20 protein-coding genes and 1 pseudogene are annotated in these 21,542 nt (G+C 65.6%); 8 read left to right on the forward strand and 13 right to left on the reverse strand.

The genetic code is table 11. The features are described from left to right. Positions 1–90 precede the first annotated feature (90 nt). Together LQV16_RS18200 and LQV16_RS18205 are read left to right on the forward strand one after the other, a co-directional pair. Positions 91–756 carry an FMN-binding negative transcriptional regulator gene (locus LQV16_RS18200; protein ID WP_229995307.1) on the forward strand — a complete coding sequence of 222 codons (666 nt, stop codon included), beginning with the start codon at positions 91–93 and terminating at the stop codon, positions 754–756. Positions 757–1,246: 490 nt separating this feature from the next. After that, positions 1,247–1,531, forward strand: a complete 285-nt coding sequence (locus LQV16_RS18205; RefSeq protein ID WP_229995291.1) for a hypothetical protein — start codon at positions 1,247–1,249, stop codon at positions 1,529–1,531. A 26-nt stretch (positions 1,532–1,557) separates the two neighbouring features. Here the strand turns inward: LQV16_RS18205 and LQV16_RS18210 are convergent, their stop codons facing one another. Together LQV16_RS18210 and LQV16_RS18215 are read right to left on the reverse strand one after the other, a co-directional pair. After that, on the reverse strand, positions 1,558–2,724 hold the full coding sequence (locus LQV16_RS18210; protein ID WP_229995292.1) for an alanine racemase: 1,167 nt from the start codon (positions 2,722–2,724) through the stop codon (positions 1,558–1,560). 69 nt (positions 2,725–2,793) lie between these two features. Then, the gene (locus LQV16_RS18215; protein ID WP_229995293.1) at positions 2,794–3,660 is read right to left on the reverse strand and encodes an aquaporin; all 867 of its coding nucleotides are present in this window, start codon (positions 3,658–3,660) and stop codon (positions 2,794–2,796) included. Between the two features lie 265 nt (positions 3,661–3,925). Here LQV16_RS18215 and LQV16_RS18220 point away from each other — a divergent pair, with 265 nt between their 5' ends. After that, positions 3,926–4,711, forward strand: a complete 786-nt coding sequence (locus tag LQV16_RS18220) for a potassium channel family protein (RefSeq protein WP_229995294.1) — start codon at positions 3,926–3,928, stop codon at positions 4,709–4,711. A gap of 66 nt (positions 4,712–4,777) precedes the next feature. Further along, on the forward strand, positions 4,778–6,481 hold the full coding sequence (locus LQV16_RS18225) for an alkaline phosphatase D family protein (protein ID WP_229995295.1): 1,704 nt from the start codon (positions 4,778–4,780) through the stop codon (positions 6,479–6,481). Between the two features lie 77 nt (positions 6,482–6,558). Here the strand turns inward: LQV16_RS18225 and lepB are convergent, their stop codons facing one another. The 5 genes from lepB to LQV16_RS18250 form a co-directional block, all read right to left on the reverse strand. Further along, the gene (gene lepB / locus LQV16_RS18230; protein WP_229995308.1) at positions 6,559–7,059 is read right to left on the reverse strand and encodes a signal peptidase I; all 501 of its coding nucleotides are present in this window, start codon (positions 7,057–7,059) and stop codon (positions 6,559–6,561) included. Positions 7,060–7,327: 268 nt separating this feature from the next. After that, positions 7,328–7,630, reverse strand: a complete 303-nt coding sequence (locus tag LQV16_RS18235; protein WP_229995296.1) for a hypothetical protein — start codon at positions 7,628–7,630, stop codon at positions 7,328–7,330. A gap of 97 nt (positions 7,631–7,727) precedes the next feature. Then, positions 7,728–9,002, reverse strand: a complete 1,275-nt coding sequence (locus LQV16_RS18240) for an MFS transporter (RefSeq protein WP_229995309.1) — start codon at positions 9,000–9,002, stop codon at positions 7,728–7,730. A 128-nt stretch (positions 9,003–9,130) separates the two neighbouring features. Further along, positions 9,131–9,646: a hypothetical protein gene (locus LQV16_RS18245; protein ID WP_229995297.1), complete on the reverse strand. Its 516-nt coding sequence runs from the start codon at positions 9,644–9,646 to the stop codon at positions 9,131–9,133. A 72-nt stretch (positions 9,647–9,718) separates the two neighbouring features. Further along, positions 9,719–10,030: a hypothetical protein gene (locus LQV16_RS18250; RefSeq protein WP_229995298.1), complete on the reverse strand. Its 312-nt coding sequence runs from the start codon at positions 10,028–10,030 to the stop codon at positions 9,719–9,721. Between the two features lie 181 nt (positions 10,031–10,211). Here LQV16_RS18250 and LQV16_RS18255 point away from each other — a divergent pair, with 181 nt between their 5' ends. Beyond that, entirely contained in the window at positions 10,212–11,060 is an 849-nt protein-coding gene (locus LQV16_RS18255; RefSeq protein WP_229995299.1) for an alpha/beta hydrolase, read from the forward strand. A gap of 60 nt (positions 11,061–11,120) precedes the next feature. Here LQV16_RS18255 and LQV16_RS18260 read toward each other — a convergent pair whose 3' ends face one another. Next, positions 11,121–12,227, reverse strand: a complete 1,107-nt coding sequence (locus LQV16_RS18260; RefSeq protein ID WP_229995300.1) for a DUF3616 domain-containing protein — start codon at positions 12,225–12,227, stop codon at positions 11,121–11,123. 247 nt (positions 12,228–12,474) lie between these two features. On the opposite strand from LQV16_RS18260, the gene LQV16_RS18265 reads away from it, so the two are divergent. Next, the gene (locus tag LQV16_RS18265) at positions 12,475–12,813 is read left to right on the forward strand and encodes an Ig-like domain-containing protein (RefSeq protein ID WP_229995301.1); all 339 of its coding nucleotides are present in this window, start codon (positions 12,475–12,477) and stop codon (positions 12,811–12,813) included. A 152-nt stretch (positions 12,814–12,965) separates the two neighbouring features. On the opposite strand, the gene LQV16_RS18270 is transcribed toward LQV16_RS18265, so the two are convergent. From LQV16_RS18270 to LQV16_RS18285, 4 genes are all read right to left on the reverse strand, one after another. Then, positions 12,966–14,951 (reverse strand): aconitate hydratase, encoded by a 1,986-nt coding sequence (locus tag LQV16_RS18270; RefSeq protein ID WP_229995302.1) that lies wholly within the window; start codon positions 14,949–14,951, stop codon positions 12,966–12,968. Between the two features lie 384 nt (positions 14,952–15,335). Beyond that, positions 15,336–16,397 (reverse strand): hypothetical protein, encoded by a 1,062-nt coding sequence (locus LQV16_RS18275; RefSeq protein ID WP_229995303.1) that lies wholly within the window; start codon positions 16,395–16,397, stop codon positions 15,336–15,338. Between the two features lie 118 nt (positions 16,398–16,515). Continuing rightward, positions 16,516–17,715, reverse strand: a complete 1,200-nt coding sequence (locus tag LQV16_RS18280) for a thiolase family protein (protein WP_229995304.1) — start codon at positions 17,713–17,715, stop codon at positions 16,516–16,518. 32 nt (positions 17,716–17,747) lie between these two features. Then, positions 17,748–19,169 carry an NAD-dependent succinate-semialdehyde dehydrogenase gene (locus LQV16_RS18285; protein WP_356815817.1) on the reverse strand — a complete coding sequence of 474 codons (1,422 nt, stop codon included), beginning with the start codon at positions 19,167–19,169 and terminating at the stop codon, positions 17,748–17,750. 181 nt (positions 19,170–19,350) lie between these two features. Between LQV16_RS18285 and LQV16_RS18290 the strand changes: the two genes are divergently transcribed. Both LQV16_RS18290 and LQV16_RS18295 read left to right on the forward strand, forming a co-directional pair. Further along, positions 19,351–20,157, forward strand: coding sequence for an enoyl-CoA hydratase/isomerase family protein (locus tag LQV16_RS18290; protein ID WP_229995305.1), 807 nt, complete (start codon positions 19,351–19,353; stop codon positions 20,155–20,157). Continuing rightward, a complete protein-coding gene (locus tag LQV16_RS18295) occupies positions 20,108–20,992 on the forward strand; it encodes a 3-hydroxyacyl-CoA dehydrogenase family protein (protein ID WP_229995306.1) in 885 nt (294 codons plus the stop codon). Before LQV16_RS18290 ends, LQV16_RS18295 begins: the two co-directional genes overlap by 50 nt. Positions 20,993–21,122: 130 nt before the next feature. On the opposite strand, the pseudogene LQV16_RS18300 reads toward LQV16_RS18295, so the two are convergent. Beyond that, positions 21,123–21,542: pseudogene (locus LQV16_RS18300) on the reverse strand (hypothetical protein); the annotation flags it as partial.

Below are 21,542 nucleotides of genomic sequence, written 5' to 3' on the forward strand. Positions count from 1 at the left end.
CCCTTTGCCGGCGCCCGAACCTCGCACACCGCGCCCACGCCCCGAACTCCGCAACCCTTGTCCGATCCGCGATCCGAACGGAAGATCCCCGTGTACATCCCCGCACACTTCGCTGCCAGCCCCGATTCAGTCCGGCAACTGCTCAGCCGCCCGGCCGCAGCCAACCTGATCACGTCAACGGCGAACGGCATCCTCGCCACGCTGATGCCTTTTGTCTTCGACCCGACGTCCGGTGAACATGGTGCCTTGCACGGGCACCTCGCCCGCAACAATCCCCAGTGGTCCGAACCTGCGGCCGGCGAATCGCTCGCCATCATCCAGGGTGCCGACGCCTACATTTCGCCGTCGTGGTACGCGTCCAAGGCAGTGCACGGACGAGTGGTGCCGACTTGGAACTATTCCACCGCGCACGTGTACGGCAACCTCGTCATCCACGACGACCCGGCCTGGCTCGCCAGCCATGTGCGGCGGCTCAGCGATCACAATGAAGCCGGTTCCGAGCGGCCGTGGACTGTCGACGATGCCCCCGAGCGCTACATTGCCGGGCAGCTGCGCGCGATCGTCGGCGTCGAACTCCTCATCACCCGGATCGAGGCCAAGCACAAGCTCAGCCAGAACCGGCCCGACGCCGACGTTGACGGTGTCGTGGCCGGACTGCGGGCCCGCGGGCAACTTCAAAGCGCCGCCGACGTCGAGCACGCGCGTGCACGGGCAGGATGCCCGCACTCCGACGCTCCGGCCGGGCCCGCTTCCTGAGCCGGGCGCGGGCTGGCCGCCGCACGGAACACACTCTCATTGCCCTGGGTTCCGCTGTTTTCGCTACGTTTTCGGACCGGCGACACGCAATAGATCCGGCGCTACGGGGATTACCGCAGCGCCGGACCTATTCCGCGTCACGCGTCCGTTTCCGTAGCGGACTCCGCTGAGGACGGCGCCCAGGCCCCTCCGCCGTCGTCGTCCTCGTGAGCGAATCGGCCACGGCGCCGCGGCTGCCGCCGGAACCCTGCCGCATGCATAACGGGTTCGAAGCGGTCTTTCGCTTCTCCGCGCGTTTCCTGCCTGTAGGCCCAGAGCTGCGCGGGGACGCCAATTCCAGCCTTGTGCATCCAGGCTGACGGGTCCTTACTGGTGGGAGGAGACCAGGCCGCCGGCCAAAAGGGCGCGATATCCCAAGGATCCAGCTCCCCGGTTCATCGGCTTGGCGGCAGGGACTCCAACCGTCGGACCTGGATCTAGGAGGACAGTCATGTTCGCTCGTGTCAGCACGTATCAGCCCGGCCCGGACAGCTCCGGGGCCCCCACCGATGACACCGTCAACCGGGTGCTCCAGCTGCCGGGATGCCTGGGCATCTATTACTTGCTTGGGAAAGACAACAAGTCACTGTCCATCACGCTGTGGGAGGACGCGGACGCCCTTGCCGGCAGCGAGCAGGCTGCCGGCAAAATCCGCGCCGAAACCAGCGCGGAACAGCACATGCAGATCCTGGGCGTCGAGGAATTCGAAGTGCTGACCCGGCAGCTCAAGGCTTAAGGGCCTGGAGGAGTGACGGGCAAGAATCAGTCGGCGCCAGGGACTGTCACCAGGGACGATCGGCGGAAGTCTGTGTGCCACACGTCAAGGTCGTGACCGTCACGGTCGGTGAGGACGTATTCGGGCCAGCGGTCGAACGCGGAGCAGGGATGGGATAGGCCGAAATCCACGGTATCGGTGACATCGAGTCCGGTGACTCCGGTAAGGACTGCGTGATGGTCGTAGAGATTTCGCACCCCTGCGGCTGCGCCTTTCTTTTCGATACCGTCGGCCGTCCGGGCCGAGAGGAAGGTTGGCAGTCCGGCGTCGTAGGGAAGATCCCGTTTGCCGGCACCGACAACAGCCATCCCCTCTTCGGGGGTGGACAGGACGACGGCGCGAACGGAAATCGCCGGGATGAGCCCCGGAACGGGGCTGACCGCGGCATAGGTGCCGTGATCGTGGGTGACGTAGCAACCTGAGCGCAGAATAATCCGTGTTCCGGGCACCTGGCCGCCGGCGGGAAGGAACTCAACGACGCGGTCCGGGAACGCGGACCCACCCATGGAATAGATGGGAGTGGCGGTCTCAAAGAACTTCGCCGCTTCCAGATACACGTCCCGCACCAGTCGGCAGTGTCGGTCAACGGCTGTGACCGTATCCTCAGCCCTGCTGTTGGGCACGACGCCTTCGTAACCGGCAACCCCTACCAGCCTCAGCCCCGGCGTGGCCCGGACCAGCTCAGCCAGCACCAGGCCCTCGTCCAGGCTGCGCACTCCCGTGCGCCCGCCGGGTGTGCCGACATCGATCAGCACCTCAAGGTCGACCGCGCCGCCGTCGAAGACTTCCGCCGCCGTCTTGACCCCGGCGGCCGAATCGACCAAACACCGGATTTCCCTGCCGGCGTCTTCCTCCAGCCACGTGCGGACACGCGCCAGTCCGAACCTGTCGACGATCTCATTGGCGACGAGAATGTGGTCATGTCCCCAAGCCAGGGCTGAGGCGACTTGATCCACGGTGGCGACGGTAACGCCGACCGCGCCAGCGGCCAGCTGCCGCTCGATGATCGGCGCCGACATCGTGGTCTTCACATGCGGGGCAAGTTCCACGCCCCGTTCCCGGCACCACTGCGCCATGACCCGGATATTGTTCTCGAGGGCATGGCTGTCGAGCCGCAGTTGCGGATACGCCGTCGCCAAATACTGTTCTTTCACTCTGACAATCTACTCGGCTGCGAATTGCGTTGTCGCCAACCTAGGCCTTGCCGGAGGTCCAAGCAGGCGCTACGGCTTCTCTTCCTCGGCGGCTGCGGTGAATAGAGCGCCCTGCGCAGCTCCTGAGCCTGAGCGCCCGCCGCCCGGGCCGCGCAGGATGAAGGCGATTCCGACTGCAGCCGCTGCGCCGACCAGTGGCCCGGCGACATACACCCAATAGTCGTTGAAGTTGCCACTCGCGAGATCAGGCCCGAACGTTCGTGCCGGATTCATCGACGTGCCGGAGATGGGACTGCCCCACAGGCCGGCCAACGCAATGTACCCGCCGACGCCAAACGCCCCGAGAATCCCGATATTCTGTGCTCCGGAGGCAGTCCCCAGGATGACGCTGACCAGCACCATCGTGAGCAGCGCCTCCATCCAAAACGCGGCGGTCGCCGGATAGCCTTGCGCCGGGTAGTTCGAACCGTAGGTCGCGGATACTCCGATCACGGCCTGCAGGAGCAGACAGGCCAGCGTCGCGCCGATGAGCTGAACGACGATGTAGCCAGGGACCCGGCGCCACGGGAAGTCGCCGCGGAGCGCGAACGCGATGCTGACAGCGGGGTTCAGATGCGCACCCGAGACCTTGCCCATGAACAGGATGATCGCCATCACCATCAGGCCGGGGGCCACCACGGCAGCGGTGCGGCTGATGACTCCGGGGAAGGCCTGGCTCATCATTCCGCCGCCGGCCGCGACAATCACGAGCAGGAATGTGCCGTACAGCTCCGAAAACAGGCGCCGCCATTCCTGGCGCGGATCATTGAAGTCCTCAATTCGCTGCAGGGCGTTCTGCTCCGCTGTGCCCAGCCTGCTGGGGATGAAGTGGCGATGCGCCTGGTCCTGGTGAGTATTGCCGCGTCCGGTCGCGCGCTTGCCCTGATCTTCCGCCATGGCTCTCAGCCTCCGCAGGTTCTGCCAAATTGGCCTGCCGTGGTCTGCCGTCCCAGCGCGGTCCGCCACCTCAGAACCCCAATGTACCGCTGCCCCACTCACTTGTCATCGCTGTTGTCCTTGCTGCGCGGGCTCTGGCTGGCGGCAGGCCTTGTTCCGTCGGCCGCCCGGGGCACCCTTGAAGAGGGTGAGTGGGCCGCAGAGGGCACAGGACTGGCGGCAATTACCTGAGGACATCCGGGGAACAAAGTCCTACGATTCAGCCATGACGCAACAGACATGGCAAAAGCATTCCGAATGGCCCCTGGTCGGCGCGGCCTTTGCTTTCCTGGCGGCCTACTCCATCCTGGTCATAGTGGACCCGCCCTCCCCCTACGCCGAAGTTCTGATGCTTGTCATCTGGTCGACGTGGGCCGCTTTTGGCGTCGACTATCTCATCAAATTGCTCCTGGCGCCCCAGCGGGGCCGGTGGTTCGTCCGCCATCCCATGGACCTGCTCATGGTGGTACTTCCGGTTGCGAGGCCGCTGCGGCTCCTGCGCCCATTCACGCTGCGCCAGGTCATGGAACGGGCCCCGGGCACTGCCATCAGAACGCGCGTCATGGCCTATGTCATTGCGTCCGCCCTCCTGCTCGTCTATACGGTGGCGCTGAGCGTTCTCAGTTTCGAAAAGGACGCCCCGAACGCAAATATCACCACGATGGGTGAATCCTTGTGGTGGGCCATTGTCACCATCACGACGGTCGGCTACGGGGACTATTTCCCCGTCACCGTTCTTGGCAGGTGGGCGGCGGCGGCTCTGATGGTCGGCGGGTTTGCAGTCCTGAGCATGGTCACTGCGTCAGTGTCGTCCTGGCTGATAGAGAGTGTGACCGCCGCAACCGCTGCGCGAAAGAAGGCGGCCGAACCCTCCAGGAGCGAGGAGTTTGCCCTCCTCACGGCCCAGATCAACAGGCTTCACGACCAACTGGCCCTGAGCCTTAACGAGACAGACAGAAACGAATCCGACAGTGGCCCTGCCGAAGGACAAGGACGCAAGGAACCACGTTAGGGGCAATCCAGCCGTCTAATCCCTGACGCCATGGCCGCATCCGGCCGGAGCGGGTACAACTGATTCATGACAACCTCCCCGTTGGTGCTCGGCCCTATGGTGCGGTACGTGGATGAGACGTCGGCGAGTGTCTGGGTGGAGACCCATTCTGCTGCCAGGGTTTCCATCCGTGCCGGCGGCAGGGACTGGGCCGCGCGTACGTTCGCAGTTCACGGTCACCACTACGCCCTGGTGGAATTAGACGGTCTGGAACCCGGTACGGTCACGCCTTACGCCCTCGATGTCAACGGAACACAGGTCTGGCCCGATCCCTCGTCCGGGTTCCCGCCGTCCATGATCGCCACGCTGACCACCGGCAAGCCGCTGCGGTTGGCCTACGGCTCCTGCAGGACCAGCGTGCCGCACGATGCCTCCGGCAACCGGACCCACGGCGTGGACTCACTGCGCGCCTACGCACTGAGGATGGCCTCCGGGGGTGACCTGCCGTGGCCGGATCTGGTGGCCTTCCTCGGAGACCAGGTGTACGCCGATTTGACCAGCGAGCAGATGCAGGAGTTCATCCGCGCCCGACGGGACATTAAGGCACCCCCCGGCGAAGAGCTCAAGGACTACGAGGAGTACGCCCACCTTTACTTTCTGGCCTGGTCCGACCCCGCGAACAGGTGGCTGCTGTCCACCCTGCCCAGCGCCATGATCTTCGATGACCACGACATCCGCGACGACTGGAATACCTCGCTGAGCTGGAAGAAGAAAATGGAAGCGACCTCATGGTGGCATGAGCGCATAGTCGCGGGGCTGGCCTCGTACTGGGTTTATCAGCATCTGGGGAACCTGTCGCCGCAGGAACGGGCGGACGATGCTGTCTGGCGGAGGATTGTCCGGCACGCAAGCGAGGATGAGATCGACGTTGGCGCAGAGCTTGACAGCTTCGCGGAGCGGGCTGATCGGGACCCGAAATCCTACCGGTGGAGTTACTGCCGCGATTTCGGGGACACCCGGCTGATCGTGGTTGACTCCCGCGCAGCCCGGGACCTGACGCCGGACGACCGGGCGCTGGTTGACTCGCCGGAAATGGCCTGGGTCGATGCCCGGATGCGTGGCGGTTTCCGCCACGTGCTCGTGGCGACGTCCCTGCCTTTCCTGTTGCCGATGGGCCTGCACTACGTCGAGTCGTGGAATGAGGCCGTCTCTGAAGGTGCGTGGGGAAAACGTGCTGCCCGGGCCGGCGAGAAGGTGCGCCAGGTGCTGGACCTTGAACACTGGGGCGCATTCCAAAACAGCTTCCGGGAAATGGCGGCCATGGCGAGCGAGGTGGCCGATGGCAAACGCGGCCCGGCACCGGAAACCATCACGTTCCTTTCCGGGGACGTCCACTACTCCTACGTTGCGGAAGTGGACCGTGCCTCGGGCAGCCGGATCCTGCAGGCGGTCTGCTCCCCCATCCGCAACCCGCTGCCCCGACTGATGAGGTCCTTCGCGGCCATCATGTCCTACGGTCTGGCCACGCCGGTGGGCGCCTTGGTTGCGCGCTCGGCAAAGGTACCGGACCCGCCGTTTCACTGGTCCGGCGTCAGGGGTCCGTGGTTCCAAAACAACCTGGCCCACTTGGAGGTGGTACCGGAAGGGCTGAAACTATGGTGGGAGACCGGCGTCGTGGACGGCGGCGATCACCAGCATCCCGGGCTGGAGCGTGTTGCTACCCTCACGGTGTCTGCGCGGAGCGCCCAGGACCCCGTTCAGGGGCAGCAGGGACAGCAGCGAAACGCATGACTGCAGCGGAAGCGGATCACGCGCGGCAGCGGGCGTCACCGCCGCAGTCCGGGACGCGTCGACTTTTGGCCGGCCAGCTACTTTTGCCCGGTCAGCAAGGTGCCTTGGATCGCCGCTATCGGCACTGCTCCGAAGTCCCTGGAATCTATTGACACGCCGCGGTTGTCCCCCAGGACGAAGACACTTCCGGCAGGTACCGTCTCGGGCCCGAAGTATGTGCCGTCTATTCGGCTGTGATCGATGAATGGCTCGACGACGGGAACTTCATCGACGAACAGTTCCGAATCCCGGATGGCTACCCTTTGCCCCTCTCCCGCAATCACGCGCTTGATCACCGTCCGGCCATCGACGGGGCTGGCAAAGGCGACGACGACGCCATTGCGGATCAGGCCCGCAGCTGCCGCCGGCTTGTACACGAACACGACGGCGCCCGGGGGAATCGTGGGGGCCATGCTGTCCGAGGAGACTGCCACGGGTTCCACCAGCCAGGTGCGGACAGCAAGGACAGCCAGGACGGGGATCAAAGCAGCTACCAGGAGCCTGCGCCGCGAGCGGCTGCCAAGGCCGGCCTGTTCCACCGCGTTCAATCCCGCTCATCGTCCCAGGCAGCCTTCGCCGCCGTCATGGGATCGTCCGCGTCCCAGTCGCTTTCCGTCAGGCCCACCCGGAACTGGAGGAACACCGGGTCCGTCTGCGAAGTCACCCCAAAGAGCATCCCTGGGACCCGGAAACCGCCCTGTTGCGGTACCTCTGGGACCGCGAACAGCACCTTGCCACTCCACCCGGGCTGCCAGGCGCCCACAGGTAATGGCCTCGCCGGAGCAGACCATTCAACGAAGGACGCGCTTAGGGGGCGCCCACGTTCTCGATGGCGACCGTTTCGATGATTCTGGTCGATGGCTCACCAACCAGCGCCGGAGCTGTCACACCAGTTTTCCACGTGTCGTTCTGCAGCCGGCCCAGGAAGTCCACTGCAGCCGCCTGCGTATCGAAATCCATCTCGAGCATCACATAGTCTTGCTGGTCAATCGGGCGCGAGATCCGGTATGACCGCACGCCCGACGCGGCGCGGTCCAGCGGATCACTGTCAAAAGCCCGCCGCCACATGGCAAAATCCCGGACCTGGTGTTCGATCTGCAGGGTAATCACTGAGGCGCTCCTGTCGACGGTTCTACACGCCCAACTGTAGGCCCGGAAGGCCTCACCAAGTAAGGCGCCCAGCCGAAGTGTTATACCGGAAAGCGTCCTACGCTGGCTGGGATCCGGTGTTCGTCGAACTGGTCGGGGCGTTGGCCTGATCGGCCTGGTTGCGCTGCCGGCGGCTCGCCAGCAGGAAGGGCACTGCGATCAACTCGATCGCGCCGCCGATCGCCAGCGAGGCCGGGTAGCCGTACACATCTGCCGCACGACCGAGCAGCGGCTGCACCACCACGCCACCGCTTGAGCCCATGAGCGAATCGAAGCTGAGCACTGTTGCCCGCTGCTTTGAGGCGATCATGTCGTTCAAGTACGCCTGCCGCACCGGGATGCCCGCCGACGCTACCAGCGCCCAGAGCGCCAACAGCACCAGGGCCACCCAGAACACCTGGGTGAACCCGAGCACCGCCAGGATCACAGCACCCAGGATGCTGCTCAGGATCAGCACGGTGGTGCGTCTGCGGACGAGGCGCCGGACGCGGGGCGCCATCCAGCCGCCAACCACCTGCGCTCCGGCCACGATGGCCGCCGCCAGGCCTGCGACGGAATACGCGTGAGGATCCCCGAACAGATTGAGCAAGTATGGCTGCAGGGCGTAAAACACATAGATCCCGACGCCGGCGCTGAACGGCGCGGCCAGCATCACGTACCGTACGGGCGGATTCTTCAGGCCGTTCTCGATCGAGGCGGCGAGCACAGCTCGGGTTGCCTGAAGAGGATGGGTCGAGCGTTCGGGGGTGAATCCGACGTCGTGCATGAGCGCAAAGGCCACCGCGAACATGGCCAGCAGCACGCCCACGCGCAGCAGAAACGGCACGCCCAGATTGGTGGCCTGCGCGATCACGCCGCCGGCCACAGAGCCGGCGAGCATCGCGACGCCGGACACCATCTGGCCCCGCCCGAGCACGGCCTCCATCCCGCCTTCATACCCCGAGAAGCGCAACGCATCGACGAGCCAGGCCTCGACCGCTCCAGAGAAGAAGGTGAAGCCCAGGCCGAGCAGGACCGAGACCACCGCCCACCACCAGAACGGGGCGGAAAACTGCCACAGCAGGTAGTAGAAGTAGGTCGAGACGGCCAGGGTCACGGTTCCGAGCAGGAACGATACGCGGCGCCCCCAACCGTCGGCAACCACCCCGGTGGGCACCTCGAACAGCACCATGCCGGCCGTGAAGAAGGCGTTCGCGGCAAAGGCCTCGAGGTTGCTGAGTCCGGCATCCAGCAGGAAGAGGGTGTTGATCCCCCAGATGAACGAGGCCGCAAGGGTATTGCCCAGCGTCAACGTCAGATAGATGCGCTGAATCTTTCGGGCGGCGGCGTTCATCACATCGCCGTCCCCGCCGGGGCGAGGAGGGAGCACGAGCCCATTCTCGTCTCCCCTGCCGGCACGCGCCAGAGCAAATCAGGCTGGGGGCATAACGCGAACGATCGAGCCGAAGCGGCCCGGCCTGCTCAGCTGCCCTGGTTCGTGTAGAACGACCGACGGCGGGCGTACTCATGGACCCGGTCCAGGGTCGCGATCTGTTCGCGTGCCTTCGTGGCCAGTCCGTCGAACCTGGCCCCGTCCAGTCCCAGATCGCCGGAGAGGTCGTGCAGCGTCTGCCACAGCCCCAGTTTTCCCATGACCGCCGACCGCATGAGCTCGGACTCCAGCACCAGCGTCGTCGGCGAGCGGCTCACTACGCGCCCGTTGAGCTTGAGTCGGCCGGCACGCTCGGCGACCCACGCCGCCGCCCGCCGCGGAGTTCGCCGCGGCAAGCCAAAATCCCCCACCAGTCCGCGTACATACTCCCGCTCTTCCCGGATCTGGGTGGCGAGCGCCGCAAGTTCGGTGTGGAAGGGAGTGTCCGTGAAGGCGCGCGCCATGCGCTCTATGCGGCCCTGCCCCGCTGTGGCCCCCGCGAGGTGGTCCGAAAGGTAGAGTCCGAACAATTTCTTATCGACTGCGCCGGAAATCTGGGGTGCCATGGAAGCTCCACTCTGATGGAAGAGTTGCTTGGGGATCACCACCCTACAGGAGCCTCCAACACGCCCAGAAGGTTATCGGGGCTCGGACTCGTCGCGGGCCGGTGACCGCAGTGACCCGGCGTCCGGGTCCATGGCCACGAGACCGGTATCGTCCACCACTTCCGTCAGCTCCTGCGCGACGTCCGGCTTCAGCCAGGACGCCACCACGCTGACCCCGCCGCCGTCGTCGCGGTCAATCACGACGTCGATCTCGGAGGCGGCAGCCCCCATGCGCAACAGCTGTTCGCGATAGGACGCCTCCAGGGCAATCAGGCTTTCCTCGGTCCACTCCCCCGGCCGCATCCTCGTTGAGATTTCGACCGGTTCAGGCTGATACAGCGTCATGAAAGTCCTTCCCTTGGGGTTCGATCAGGGGCGAGCACGACCCCATTCTCGCGTCCTGAGCCGGTGGGCGCCAGAGCAGGCGCGTCGGACCGCCAGGCTCCAGGGCGTTCCGGACTGCACGCCGCGGTGGCAGACTTTGTCCACCGGTGCAGTACCAATGAGGAGGATCCCTGTGGCCCACATGGCTGAGGCCCTTTTGCACGACGGCACGGCAATACCCATCCTGGTGAGCGGCGACGGCCGTGCGCTGCTCATCCCTGCGGATTTGAGGCCGCGTTCCGCGTCGGAAGCCCAGACAATGCTCGAGTGGGGCGCGGACCCTGAACTCGGGCCGAACCTTGTGTCGGCTCTCTCGCAGTCTTATCGGGTAATCGCGGCCGACTACGAGGGGCACCGGATGGCGCACCCTGCGCCGGATACCCTCACCCCGGAGAACGTCGCCGCCGATTTCCTGGCTATCGCTGATGCGGCACACGCCGAAACCTTCGGATACTACGGTTACTCCTGGCTGGCCCTGTGCGGTTTGCAGTTGGCGATCCGCACAAATCGACTCTGGGCGCTCATCATGGGCGGATTCCCACCGCTCGAAGGCCCTTACAAAAGCATGCTGGCGGTGACGCAGGCGGCCCACGCGGCGGCTGCCAGATCCTCGGAACATCCCCCGGCGGTGAACCTCCCAGTGGAACCCGGCGACTGGGATGCCGCCACAATACAGACCAACGAAGCACAAACCCGCCAGTTCCTCACGCTCTACGAAGCGCTCCAAGACTTCGACGATTCAACTGTTGGCGTGGCGCCGGATCTGCCGCGGCTTGCGTTCGCCGGCTCCGCCGATCAAATCGTTTACGGACCGCGCTGGGGAGACGTGACGGTGCGAATCGGCGAACCTCTTGCTGCCCACGAGCGCGAGCTCATCGAGGCCGGGTGGGACGTGCAAGTACTCCCCGCACTCGATCACCTGAGCGCGATGCACAGCGACGTCGTCGTTCCTCTCCTGCAGGCCTGGCTCGGAACAGTGGGCCGGGAGTAGAAGTGGGCAGCGGGCAATAGGAAGGCCCTCAACCCCGCGGCACCGTGGCGGCGCTGGTCCCTACTTGCTGAGCCGGAAGATATCGGCCTTGATCCCATGGCGTCCTGTCTTGCGCTTTCCGGCCGGCGACCCATACAACACCAACGCCGACCTGCCGTCGTCGAGAACGGCGATCCCCTCGGCATGGTCCTCGCCCTCACCGAACGGCACGTCAAATTCGCACTGCAAGTCGTCCTTCGGCAGGACAGCCTCGGCCTGCGACGTCAGCGCGTCCCGCCAGCGAAACACGGCCGCGCGCCCGTCGAGCTCCATGGTGGGTCCCGCCAACACGAGCAGGTCCTCCCCGTGACGGCACAGATCCCGCACGCCCAAGCCATGCAGGCGAAGGAAGTGCTTGCGGTAGCGACGATTCCCGGGACCGATCGGCTGCGGCTCCAGGCCGGCCCCGTCACCAACCTGGAGCTCTATGATCATCGCCCACCCGCGCAGCACCGGCCCGCGCAGACCGATGAACACCCGGTCGCCCGCTACGGCGAGGCCCTCGCAGTCAATGCCGTTGTCCTTGCCCGGGATCGGGCGACCGGTCTTCGAGGACTGGATGAAGCTTCCAAGGTGTGGGTCATCGGCCAGGAGATCCACCAAGTCCGCGCCCCGGCCGAGGCCCAGCACGGCGGGGCGCTGCTGCTGACCCATCGGGCTGCCACCCGGATCGAGGAGAACCTCATCGGGATCTAGCAGGGTCTTAGTCGAAAGCCGGGCCAACACCCGACGGCGCTGGCTGACCTCCACCGTCGCCAGGGATCTCTGCGCCTCCGCGGGGGTGGAGTTGTTCTTGACCTGTTTGCGGGCCGAACTGTGCGATCCGACCAGCCACAGCGTGTCACGCTCGACATCGAGTCCTTCGATGTCCAACTCGCCCTTGTCTCCAGGCAGCTCAAGGACCTGGGTGAGATCGAAGCTGCGATGGGCGCGAGCCTGGTCACCGTCCTCCAGCGTGAGCCGCTCGAGACTGGTCGTCTCATCATTGGCGACCCAAAGGTGGGGCCCCTGGCGGGCGACGGCAGACAACCCATCGCGGAGGTCAGCCTTCGGATCGAGGGTGCTGCGCTGATCGAGTACGAGGGTGATGTCGCCGGAAGGCTCGTCCGGCCGCGGCCATCCGCTCACCGCGGATCACCCATCCTCGTCAGCAGCAGTCGGTCCCACAATTGAGCTCCCATGCTTCATCACGTCACCATCATCATCCACCCGGCGGGCGGGCGAGGCCACAGCACCCCGCCACCCGGAATACCGGACACCCCTGGTACGGGCTGGTACCGTCTGGCCCGATGTCGGGCCCAAGATTTCTCCAAGTCTCCGCCCGTAGCGTCCTGTGCAACTCGACGGGCTGAACGTCTGCGTCAGGGGCATGCCTGTGCGCACACGGGGAATCAATCCCCTTCAGCCCGCACCTGCGGACGGATCGAAGCTCGCCCGAACTGCGAATATCACGGCAACCTTCAGCGAAGCCGTCGCCGGCACCAGTACCGGTAACCACTTCGACTTGCGCAACGCCACCACGAACGCCATGATCCCGGTTGAGGCGTTCTCCTACAACGCCGTTACGCGGGTAGCCACGCTGAACCCGAACGATACGCTGGCCGCCAACACCAAGTACACCGCCACGCTGACCAACGGTTTGTATGGCGGCATCCTCGACGCTGGCGGCAATCCCCTCCAGACCACTCGTTGGAGCTTCACCACCGGCCCGTAACGCGCGGCCGCAGGATGAAGTCACGGCCAGCGAGCACAGTGCTCCCTAGCCAGCGGGGTTCTTAAAAGGCAACTCCCCTGAGGAGCTTCAACCGGCCCGGATACCCCGGAGGGCAGCTCCTGCCGCCGTTCGCAGCGATGGCAGCCGGGCACTCACGCGCTAGGCCGGGCCGCGGCGTCCCGCGCTCTCCGTTCACGCAGCCAGGGGATGAGGCCACCGGCCAGGAGCATGTCCACCTGACGATTGGAGAGGCTGTGCCGCACAGGGTAGACCTCGCCGCGGGTCTCGTTCTGGACCAGGATCTCCGTGCCTGTGACGAGGGCGTCATGTATGCCTGTCAGCAGGAGCACATCGCCTTGTTCGATACGGTCGTGATCGGCGGGATTCGTGAACTCGAGTGCGAGGACGCCGAAATTGGCCAAGTTCTGCCAGTGGATCCGCGCGAACGAGACGGCCACCACTGCACGCAGCCCGAGGAAGCGCGGAGTGATCGCTGCATGTTCCCGTGAGGATCCCTGGCCGTAGTTGGTGCCGCCGACCAGGATGTGGCCTGTCGAGTCGCGGCTTCGTGCGGCGCGGGCGGCGTAGGTGGGGTCGACCTGGTCGAAGGTGAATTCGGCGAGTTTGGGGATGTTGCTGCGGTAGGGCAGAACGCGCGCTCCGGCCGGCAGAATCTCATCCGTCGAGACATCGTTGCCCACAACCAAGGCGACTGGCGCCTCGATACGGTCGGCGAGGGGACCGAAGACCGGAAGCGAGGAGATGTTGTCGCCCTTGACCAGTTCCACTTTGCCGGCTTCCTCCGGCGCCAACGGACTCTCCAGCATTGACAGGTTCACGCTCGACACCCCGGGAAGTTCGATCTCGGGATATTCGAGGTCGAAGAGCTCTGTCAGGTCCCGCGGATCGGTGACAACTCCGGTGAGTGCGGCCGCGGCGGCCGTCTCCGGTGAGCACAGGTAGACCGAATCCTCCTTCGTGCCTGAACGGCCGGGAAAGTTGCGGGGCATCGTGCGCAGGCTGTTGCTTCCGTTCGCGGGGGCCTGGCCCATACCGATACAGCCCATGCATCCGGTCTGATGCAGCCGGGCTCCGGCGCTGATCAGATCAAACGTGGCCCCCATCTTGGTGAGGTCCTGCAGGACCTGTCGGGAACTCGGATTGACGTCGAAAGACAGTCCGGGGTGGCACTGCCGCCCCTTCGTGATTGCGGCGACCATTGCGAAGTCGCGCAGGCCCGGGTTCGCTGAGGACCCAATCACCACCTGCGCCACTGCCCTGCCTGCGACCTCCCGCACCGGAACGACGTTGCCGGGCGAGCTGGGCAGGGCGATGAGCGGCTCGATCGTGGCGAGGTCGACCTCTTCGGTCACGTCGTAGGTGGCATCGGAATCGGCGAGGAGTTCGGTGAAGTCGCCCTCGCGCTGTTCGGAGCGCAGGAAGGCCCGGACCTGGTCGTCGGCCGGGAAGACCGTGCTCGTCGCACCGAGTTCGGCGCCCATATTGGCAATCACGTGCCGGTCCATCGCACTCAGCGTGGCGAGGCCGGGACCGTAGTACTCGATGATCCGGTCTCTGCCGCCCTTCACGCCGTGCCGGCGCAGCATTTCGAGAATGACGTCTTTGGCGCTGGTCCACGGTGGCAGCTTGCCGGTAAGCCTCACGCCCCAGATCTCCGGCATCTTCAGGTAGAGCGGCTCCCCCGCGATTGCCAGGGCTACCTCGGTCCCGCCGACCCCGATTGCCAGCATCCCCAGTGAACCTGCGGCCGGGGTATGGCTGTCGGAGCCGACCATGGTTTTGCCCGGGACGCCGAACCGCTGCATATGAGTCGGGTGGGAGACTCCGTTTCCGGCCTTCGAGAACCACAGGCCAAACCGGCGGCAGGCCGAGCGGAGAAAATCATGGTCCTCCGCATTCCTGCTGTCGGCCTGCAACAGGTTGTGGTCCACGTACTGCACGGACACTTCTGTTTGTGCCTGGTCGAGACCGAGGGCCTCCAGTTCAAGCATGACCAGCGTCCCGGTCGCGTCCTGGGTGAGGGTCTGATCGATATGCAAACCAATCTCAGACCCGGGCGTCATCTCTCCGGCGACCAGGTGGGATGCGATGAGCTTTTGGGCCACGTTGTAGGCCACGGCGGGCTTCCTTACTCGATGGCGAGGCCGGACGCATCCGTCGGCAACTAACCGGCCACCGGGCACTCTCCCTTATCCCCAAAATAGCCCACTCCGGGCGCCGGGAACAGTAGAGATCAGGCGCCCCTGGCAGGGAAGCCCGGGCGGTACAGGCACGCTAGGGAAACGTTAAGACTTTCTCGGTCCGGCCCACGCGCCGGTATCCCGAGGTAGCGTGAAGGGTGCGTCGTCCCTGCAGAGTCCCCCAACGATGCAGGGGCGGCGCCTCGCACCCCGGCCGGTTCGGCATTCGTGCTCAACTGCGCTACGCCTGTCGCCGGCCGCTGCCCCGTCTGCCAGTCATCGCAGCGCTGCCGGCCCCGGGGCCGCTGCCGCGTATGTCAGTCATCGCAGCGCTGCCGGCCCCGGGACGCTTCTGGTGTTCCAAGAGCTGAGGAAGGCCAGGGCCGCAGCCAATCCCGCACTGAGCACAACGGCTCCCAGCCACATCGACACGGGCCATTGAATCGATGACGCCAGGGCGATGCCGGCCAGTTGGCCCGTCCAGATAAGTGCCGCCAGTATTGCGGTGACCGCAGGCAACCGGCGTCTCAGCCACGGCCCCGCCCGTAGGGCCAGCAGCAGGTCCGCCACGACCGCGATTATCGTGGCCCCGGCCGCACCGGCGACCGCTGCCGGGCGCAGCCCCGACATGGCCAGGGGCAGCCACGCCACCACGGCGACCAGGATGGTGGCTATGCCGTAAGGCGGCCGTCGGGCCCCGGAGAGGGTGTAGAGGAAGGGGGCGATGATCAGCGCTGTGGTCACCAGATAGCTGGCCAGTCCGAGGGCCGGGGGCAGCTCAGCCTGGGTGTGCCCGGGGCTCCCGATCGGCGTCTGTAGATATGGGACGGCCGGCGGGGTCCGGACGAAGGCCGAGCAGTAGATCAGGAAGAAGGAGCCCAGTCCGGTCAGCAGGGCGAGCGACAGTACCGCAGGCGGCGACCATTTGAAGGCCTCTGAGCCGCTGGCGGCCCGCGCACTACGGATACCTGTGCCGAGGATGAGGAAGAGGCTGAACCCCAGCAGCAAGTGTGTGGGGCTCACCAGAGCATCGAGGGAGACTTCGATGCCCAGGATCTCGTGCCAGGCCAGATCCAGAACGCCGGCGACTGCGAAGAGGGCGAGTCCGATCACCGTGCCCTGGTAGCCCGCCGGAACCGCCCGGGTCAACGGCCTCCCAGGCTGACGGTTCCTCCAGATCACGCTTGCCGTCCACGCGGCGGTGGCCACGAGGCCCGAATAGAGCGCCGCGTGCCAGGGAGTGAAAAAGGTTTCCAGCCCGGGAACGTGCATGTGGGCCCAGCCGTCCAGGAAGACGGCCAGGAGGAGCCAGATGCCCAGCAGTTCCGTCACAAGATCGTTCCGCGCCCCTGCCCGGAGAGTCCGTGCTGCCGTGTCAACCATGGTCTCTCTCCTCGCACTCAACGTGCCTCCCCAGACTGCCGGGGCGGCCCGTATCTTGCTCCGGCCGAATGGTTAAAGCTTGGACCTCCCGGTGTCCAACCGCCAGTGCCGGAACGGCTCAGCCCTTGACTCCCGAAGTTACGTTTTCGAGCACGACGGCGAGGCCCTGGCCGACGCCGATGCAGATCGCGGCGACGCCCCAGCGCTGCCCGGAGGCCTGCAGGGACCGGGCCAGGGTACCGAGGATTCGGCCGCCGGAGGCGCCGAGCGGGTGGCCCATGGCGATCGCGCCGCCGTGCCGGTTCACGATCGCGGGGTCGATGCCCCAGGCGTTGATGCAGGCCAGGGACTGCGCGGCGAAGGCCTCGTTCAGTTCGACGGCGCCGACCTGGTCCCAGCCGATGCCGGCCTTGGCGAGGGCCTTGTTCGCGGCCTCCACGGGGGCGTAGCCGAAGTACTGCGGGTCGTTGGCGTGCGCGCCGCGCCCGGCGATCCGGGCCAGCGGGTCCAGGCCCAGGATCGCGGCGGCGGCCTCGGATCCGAGCCACGCCGCGGAGGCGCCGTCAGAGAGCGGGGACGCGTTCCCGGCCGTGACGGTGCCGTTCCCGGTCCGGAACACCGTCTTGAGCCCGGCGAGCTTCTCCGCCGAGGACCCGGCCCGGATGCCCTCGTCGCGGACCAGGTCCGTGCCCGGGACCGGGGCCACGAGGCTGTCGTAGAAGCCCTCGTCCCAGGCCGCGGCGGCCAGGTTGTGGGAGGCGGCGGAGAACTCGTCCTGCGCCTGCCGGCCCACGCCGTATCTTTCGGCCAGCCGTTCGGTGGCCTCGCCCAGGGAGATGGTCCATTCCTTGGGCATGGCCTGGTTCACCAGCCGCCAGCCCAGCGTGGTGGAGGCCAGGGTGAGGTCCCCGGCCGGGTACGGCTTCTCGGTCTTGGGCAGCACCCAGGGCGCGCGGGACATCGATTCGGCGCCGCCGACCAGCATCAGCTCGGCGTCGCCCGCGTTGATCTGCCGGGAGGCGATGATCGCCGCGTCCAGCGAGGAGCCGCAGAGCCGGTTGACGGTGGTACCGGGAATGGACACCGGAAGGCCCGCGAGCAGGGTGCCCATCCGGGCGATGTTGCGGTTTTCCTCGCCCGCGCCGTTGGCGTTGCCGAACACCACCTCGTCGATCCGCTCCACGTCCAGCCCCGGGGCGCGCTTCACCGCTTCCCGGATCACGTGCGCGGCAAGATCATCCGGCCGGACCCCGGCCAGGCCCGAACCGAACTTCCCGAACGGGGTCCGGACGGCGTCGTACACAAAAGCCTGATTCATATTTCCTCGTATTCCTTCTCGCCGTCGTCGGCCTAAGCAGCCGGGATCCGGATGAGCTTTTTGTTGGCGAATTCGTTGATGCCGTATTGCGCCAGTTCACGGCCGACGCCGGAACGCTTCACCCCGCCAAAGGGAAGGTCAGCGGCACTGCGGCTGATGCTGTTGATCCAGACCATTCCGGTCTCCAGTTGTTCGGCAAGCCGCTGGGCGGCCTCAACATCGGTGGTGAAGATGGAGCTGGAGAGGCCGAAGGGCGAGTCGTTGGCCAGGTCAACGGCAGCTTCGGGAGAGTCCACCCGGTAGACCACGGCGGCGGGGCCGAAGATCTCTTCCGAATAGGCCCGCATTTCCGGCGTCACACCGGTGAGGACTGTTGCGGGGTAGTAAGCGCCTGATCCGTTGGGGGCGCCCCCACCCGTGACGGCAGTCGCGCCCTTGGAAACTGCATCCTGGACCAGCTCGGCGATTTCGTCGACGGAGGCCCGGGATGACAGCGGCCCGAAGGTCGTCTGCGCATCGGTCGGATCGCCCGGCGCGATCTTGGACATGGCGTCGGTGTAGCGGCGCAGGAACTCGTCGTAAATGTCACCGACAATGATGAAGCGCTTGGACGCTGTGCAGGCCTGGCCGCCGTTGTACATCCGACCGGCCACTGCTCCGGCCACGGCCTTGTCCAAATCAGCATCCGGCAGCACGATGAACGGGTCAGAGCCGCCAAGCTCCAGGACATACTTCTTCAGATGGCGGCCGGCAATCTCCGCGACGGCGGATCCGGCCTTCTCGGACCCTGTCAGGGAGACGCCCTGCACCCGCGGGTCGGCGATCATGGTGGCAATCTGGCCGCTTGTGGCAAACGCGTTGATATAGACATCGCTCGGAAGCCCGGCGTCGCGGAAGACAGCCTCGATGGCCAGTGCCGACTGCGGGCAGTTGCGTGAGTGCTTGAGGACCACGGTGTTCCCCAGCACGATGTTGGGTGCGGCGAAACGGGCGACCTGGTAGTAGGGGAAGTTCCACGGCATGATCCCGACCAGCGGTCCGATCGGTTCGGTGCGGACGACGGCCGAGCCGGGTCCGCTGATCTCCAACGGTTCATCGCGGAGGAAGCGCTCGGCGTTGTCTGCGTAGTAGGCGTAGATCGAGGCCACGAGGGCAACCTCGCCGCGCGCTTCGGCGATCGGCTTGCCCATCTCCAGGGTCAGCAGGGCGGCGAGTTCTTCGGATCGTTCACGGTGCAGTTCCGCGACGCGGCTCAACACTGCGGCCCGTTCGGCCAGCGGCGTTGAGCGCCAGTTACGGTATTCAGTGAAGGAGCGCTTGAGTACGTCCTGCACTTCCTCGTCGGTGAGTGTCGGGAACTCGGCAACGCGTTCTCCGGTTGCCGGGTTGATGGTCGCGTAGTTGCTCATGATCCGGAACTCTTTCTGCAGGTACGTCCTTGTCTTAGCAATCACGATCCCAGCTTCCGGCTATGCAGTCCAATACTTATTAACCGCATGATCAATGTGATTTATGGATCAATGGCAGTCGGCCTCGGGCGCTCACACCTCAACTCCACATCTATTAGTTTTCCGCAATAATTGAGCACTCATTAGGTATTGGACGCTGAGTAATCAGCGGTGCCATGGTGGGCTAGTGAAGACGATCAAGATCCACGACGCCGGCGCGACCGTCCATGTCGAACTCAACAGGCCAGAAGTCCGCAACGCCATAGACCAGCTCATGGTGAACGAGTTGCACACCTTATGCGCGGATTTGGAGCGGAATCCCAAAATCCTCATCCTCTCCGGGGCGCAACTCCCCTCCGGCGGCATCTTTGCTTCCGGTGCGGACATCGCCCAACTCCGGGAACGGCGCCGTAATGATGCCCTGGCCGGCATCAATTCCGGTCTCTTCCAGCGAATCTCCAGGCTGCCAATGCCTGTGATCGCTGCGATTGACGGCTTTGCGCTCGGCGGCGGCGCTGAACTTGCTTACGCGGCAGACTTCCGGATCGCCACACCGCGGGCAAAGATCGGCAATCCCGAAACCGGGCTCGGCATCCTCGCTGCCGCAGGCGCCGGCTGGCGCCTCGTGGAACTCGTGGGCGAGCCCCTGGCCAAGGAAATACTGCTCACCGGGAAAGTGCTCGACGGCGCAGAGGCGATGGCTGTCCGGCTCGTCACCGAGCTGCATGAACCAGACCAGCTGATCCCCGCAGCCTTCGCCCTCGCGGCCAGGATCGCGTCCCAGGATCCGCTCGCGGTCCGCCTCACCAAGAGTGTCCTCCATGCACCAAGATCCGCACACCCGGCCATTGACGAACTCGCCCAAGGCATCCTCTTTGAATCAGAGGCAAAGTTTGAGCGGATGCAGGCATTTCTGGACCGAAAAAACACAAAGGAACCAGCACATGACCATTTCCACTTCCACGTCACAACCAGAAACCCCGGGCGTTCCTAAGAACGTAGGCGTCCTCGGCGGAGGCCGGATGGGTGCCGGCATCGCGCACGCCTTCCTTGTCGCCGGAGCGGCGGTGACCGTCGTCGAACGTGATGCTTCAGCCGCCGCAGCTGCCCGCGACCGCGTCACCGGCACACTGGCCAAAGCCATTGAGAGGGCTGCCGTCACCGAAGATCTTGACTCGCTCCTCAGCAGGTTTGCGGTCTCGACGGACGCCGTCGACTTCGGCAGCGCGGGCCTTGTTGTCGAAGCCGTTCCCGAGGACTTCAAGCTCAAGCAGGACGCGTTGCTCAATGCTGAGCGCAACCTTGGCGCGGATGCCTGGATTGCCACCAACACGTCCTCGCTGTCCGTCGCGCGGCTGGCCGCCTCACTGCGCGGGCCGGAGCGGCTCTGCGGGCTGCACTTCTTCAATCCGGTCCCGGCGTCAACGCTGGTGGAAGTCGTCCTTGGCCCACAGTCCGCCCCTGAACTCGCGGACGCCGCTACCAACTGGGTGCGCGGGCTGGGTAAGACCCCAATAGTGGTCAACGACGCACCCGGCTTCGCGAGCTCGCGTCTGGGCGTTGCACTGGCACTGGAAGCCATGCGAATGCTGGAAGACGGGGTGGCAAGTGCCCAGGATATCGACGCCGCCATGGAACTCGGCTACCGGCACGCATCCGGACCACTGCGCACCACGGACATCGTGGGCCTGGACGTCCGCCTCGGAATCTCCGAATACTTGCACGAAACGCTCGGCGAACGGTTCGCCCCACCACGGATCCTCCGCGAGATGGTGGCGCGAGGCGAGCTCGGACGCAAGTCCGGCAAGGGGTTCTACGACTACTCCTGAACTCAGGTACTGGATGGCGGCCAGCGATTCTCGCTGGCCGCCATCCTGCTCAACAGAGCAGTCGCGGCTGCGGCGTCCTTCGCGCGACGAATCGCTGACTCTCAGCACCAGGCACCACACAACTCGTCACTCAGACGTATTGAAGTAGGCCGGATTCCGGGGAGGGGCTGCCCCGGGGTACTGACCAGCCCGGATTGTCCGTGTCCACCGACGGTAGTGGGTGCGCGGCGGTGAATTGGTGCCATTCCGGGAAGGGGTCCGGGGGCAGGTCCGGTTCGGGATCCCGGTCGGGTTCCCGGCCGGTTTCCTGGCCGGTTTCCTGGCCGGGGTGCCCGGTGAATGCCGGGTCCGGACGAAGTCCTGGACCCGTGGGCAGGCTGCGGTCCGGGAGCGTGTCTGCGGCCGGGATATTGCGTGGCCAGTGGGGCGGTTCCCAGTCCTGGTGCTCGCTGGGGTAGTGCCGGCCGGACGGTGAAATCCAGCCCGGCGGGTGGTCCTTGCCGGCCCGGGTGGGTTGCCAGGCGGAGCCGTGTTTGAGCCGGTGGTGTCT

This window comes from Arthrobacter sp. Bi26 (genome assembly GCF_918697925.1).
Classification (GTDB): Bacteria; Actinomycetota; Actinomycetes; order Actinomycetales; family Micrococcaceae; genus Arthrobacter.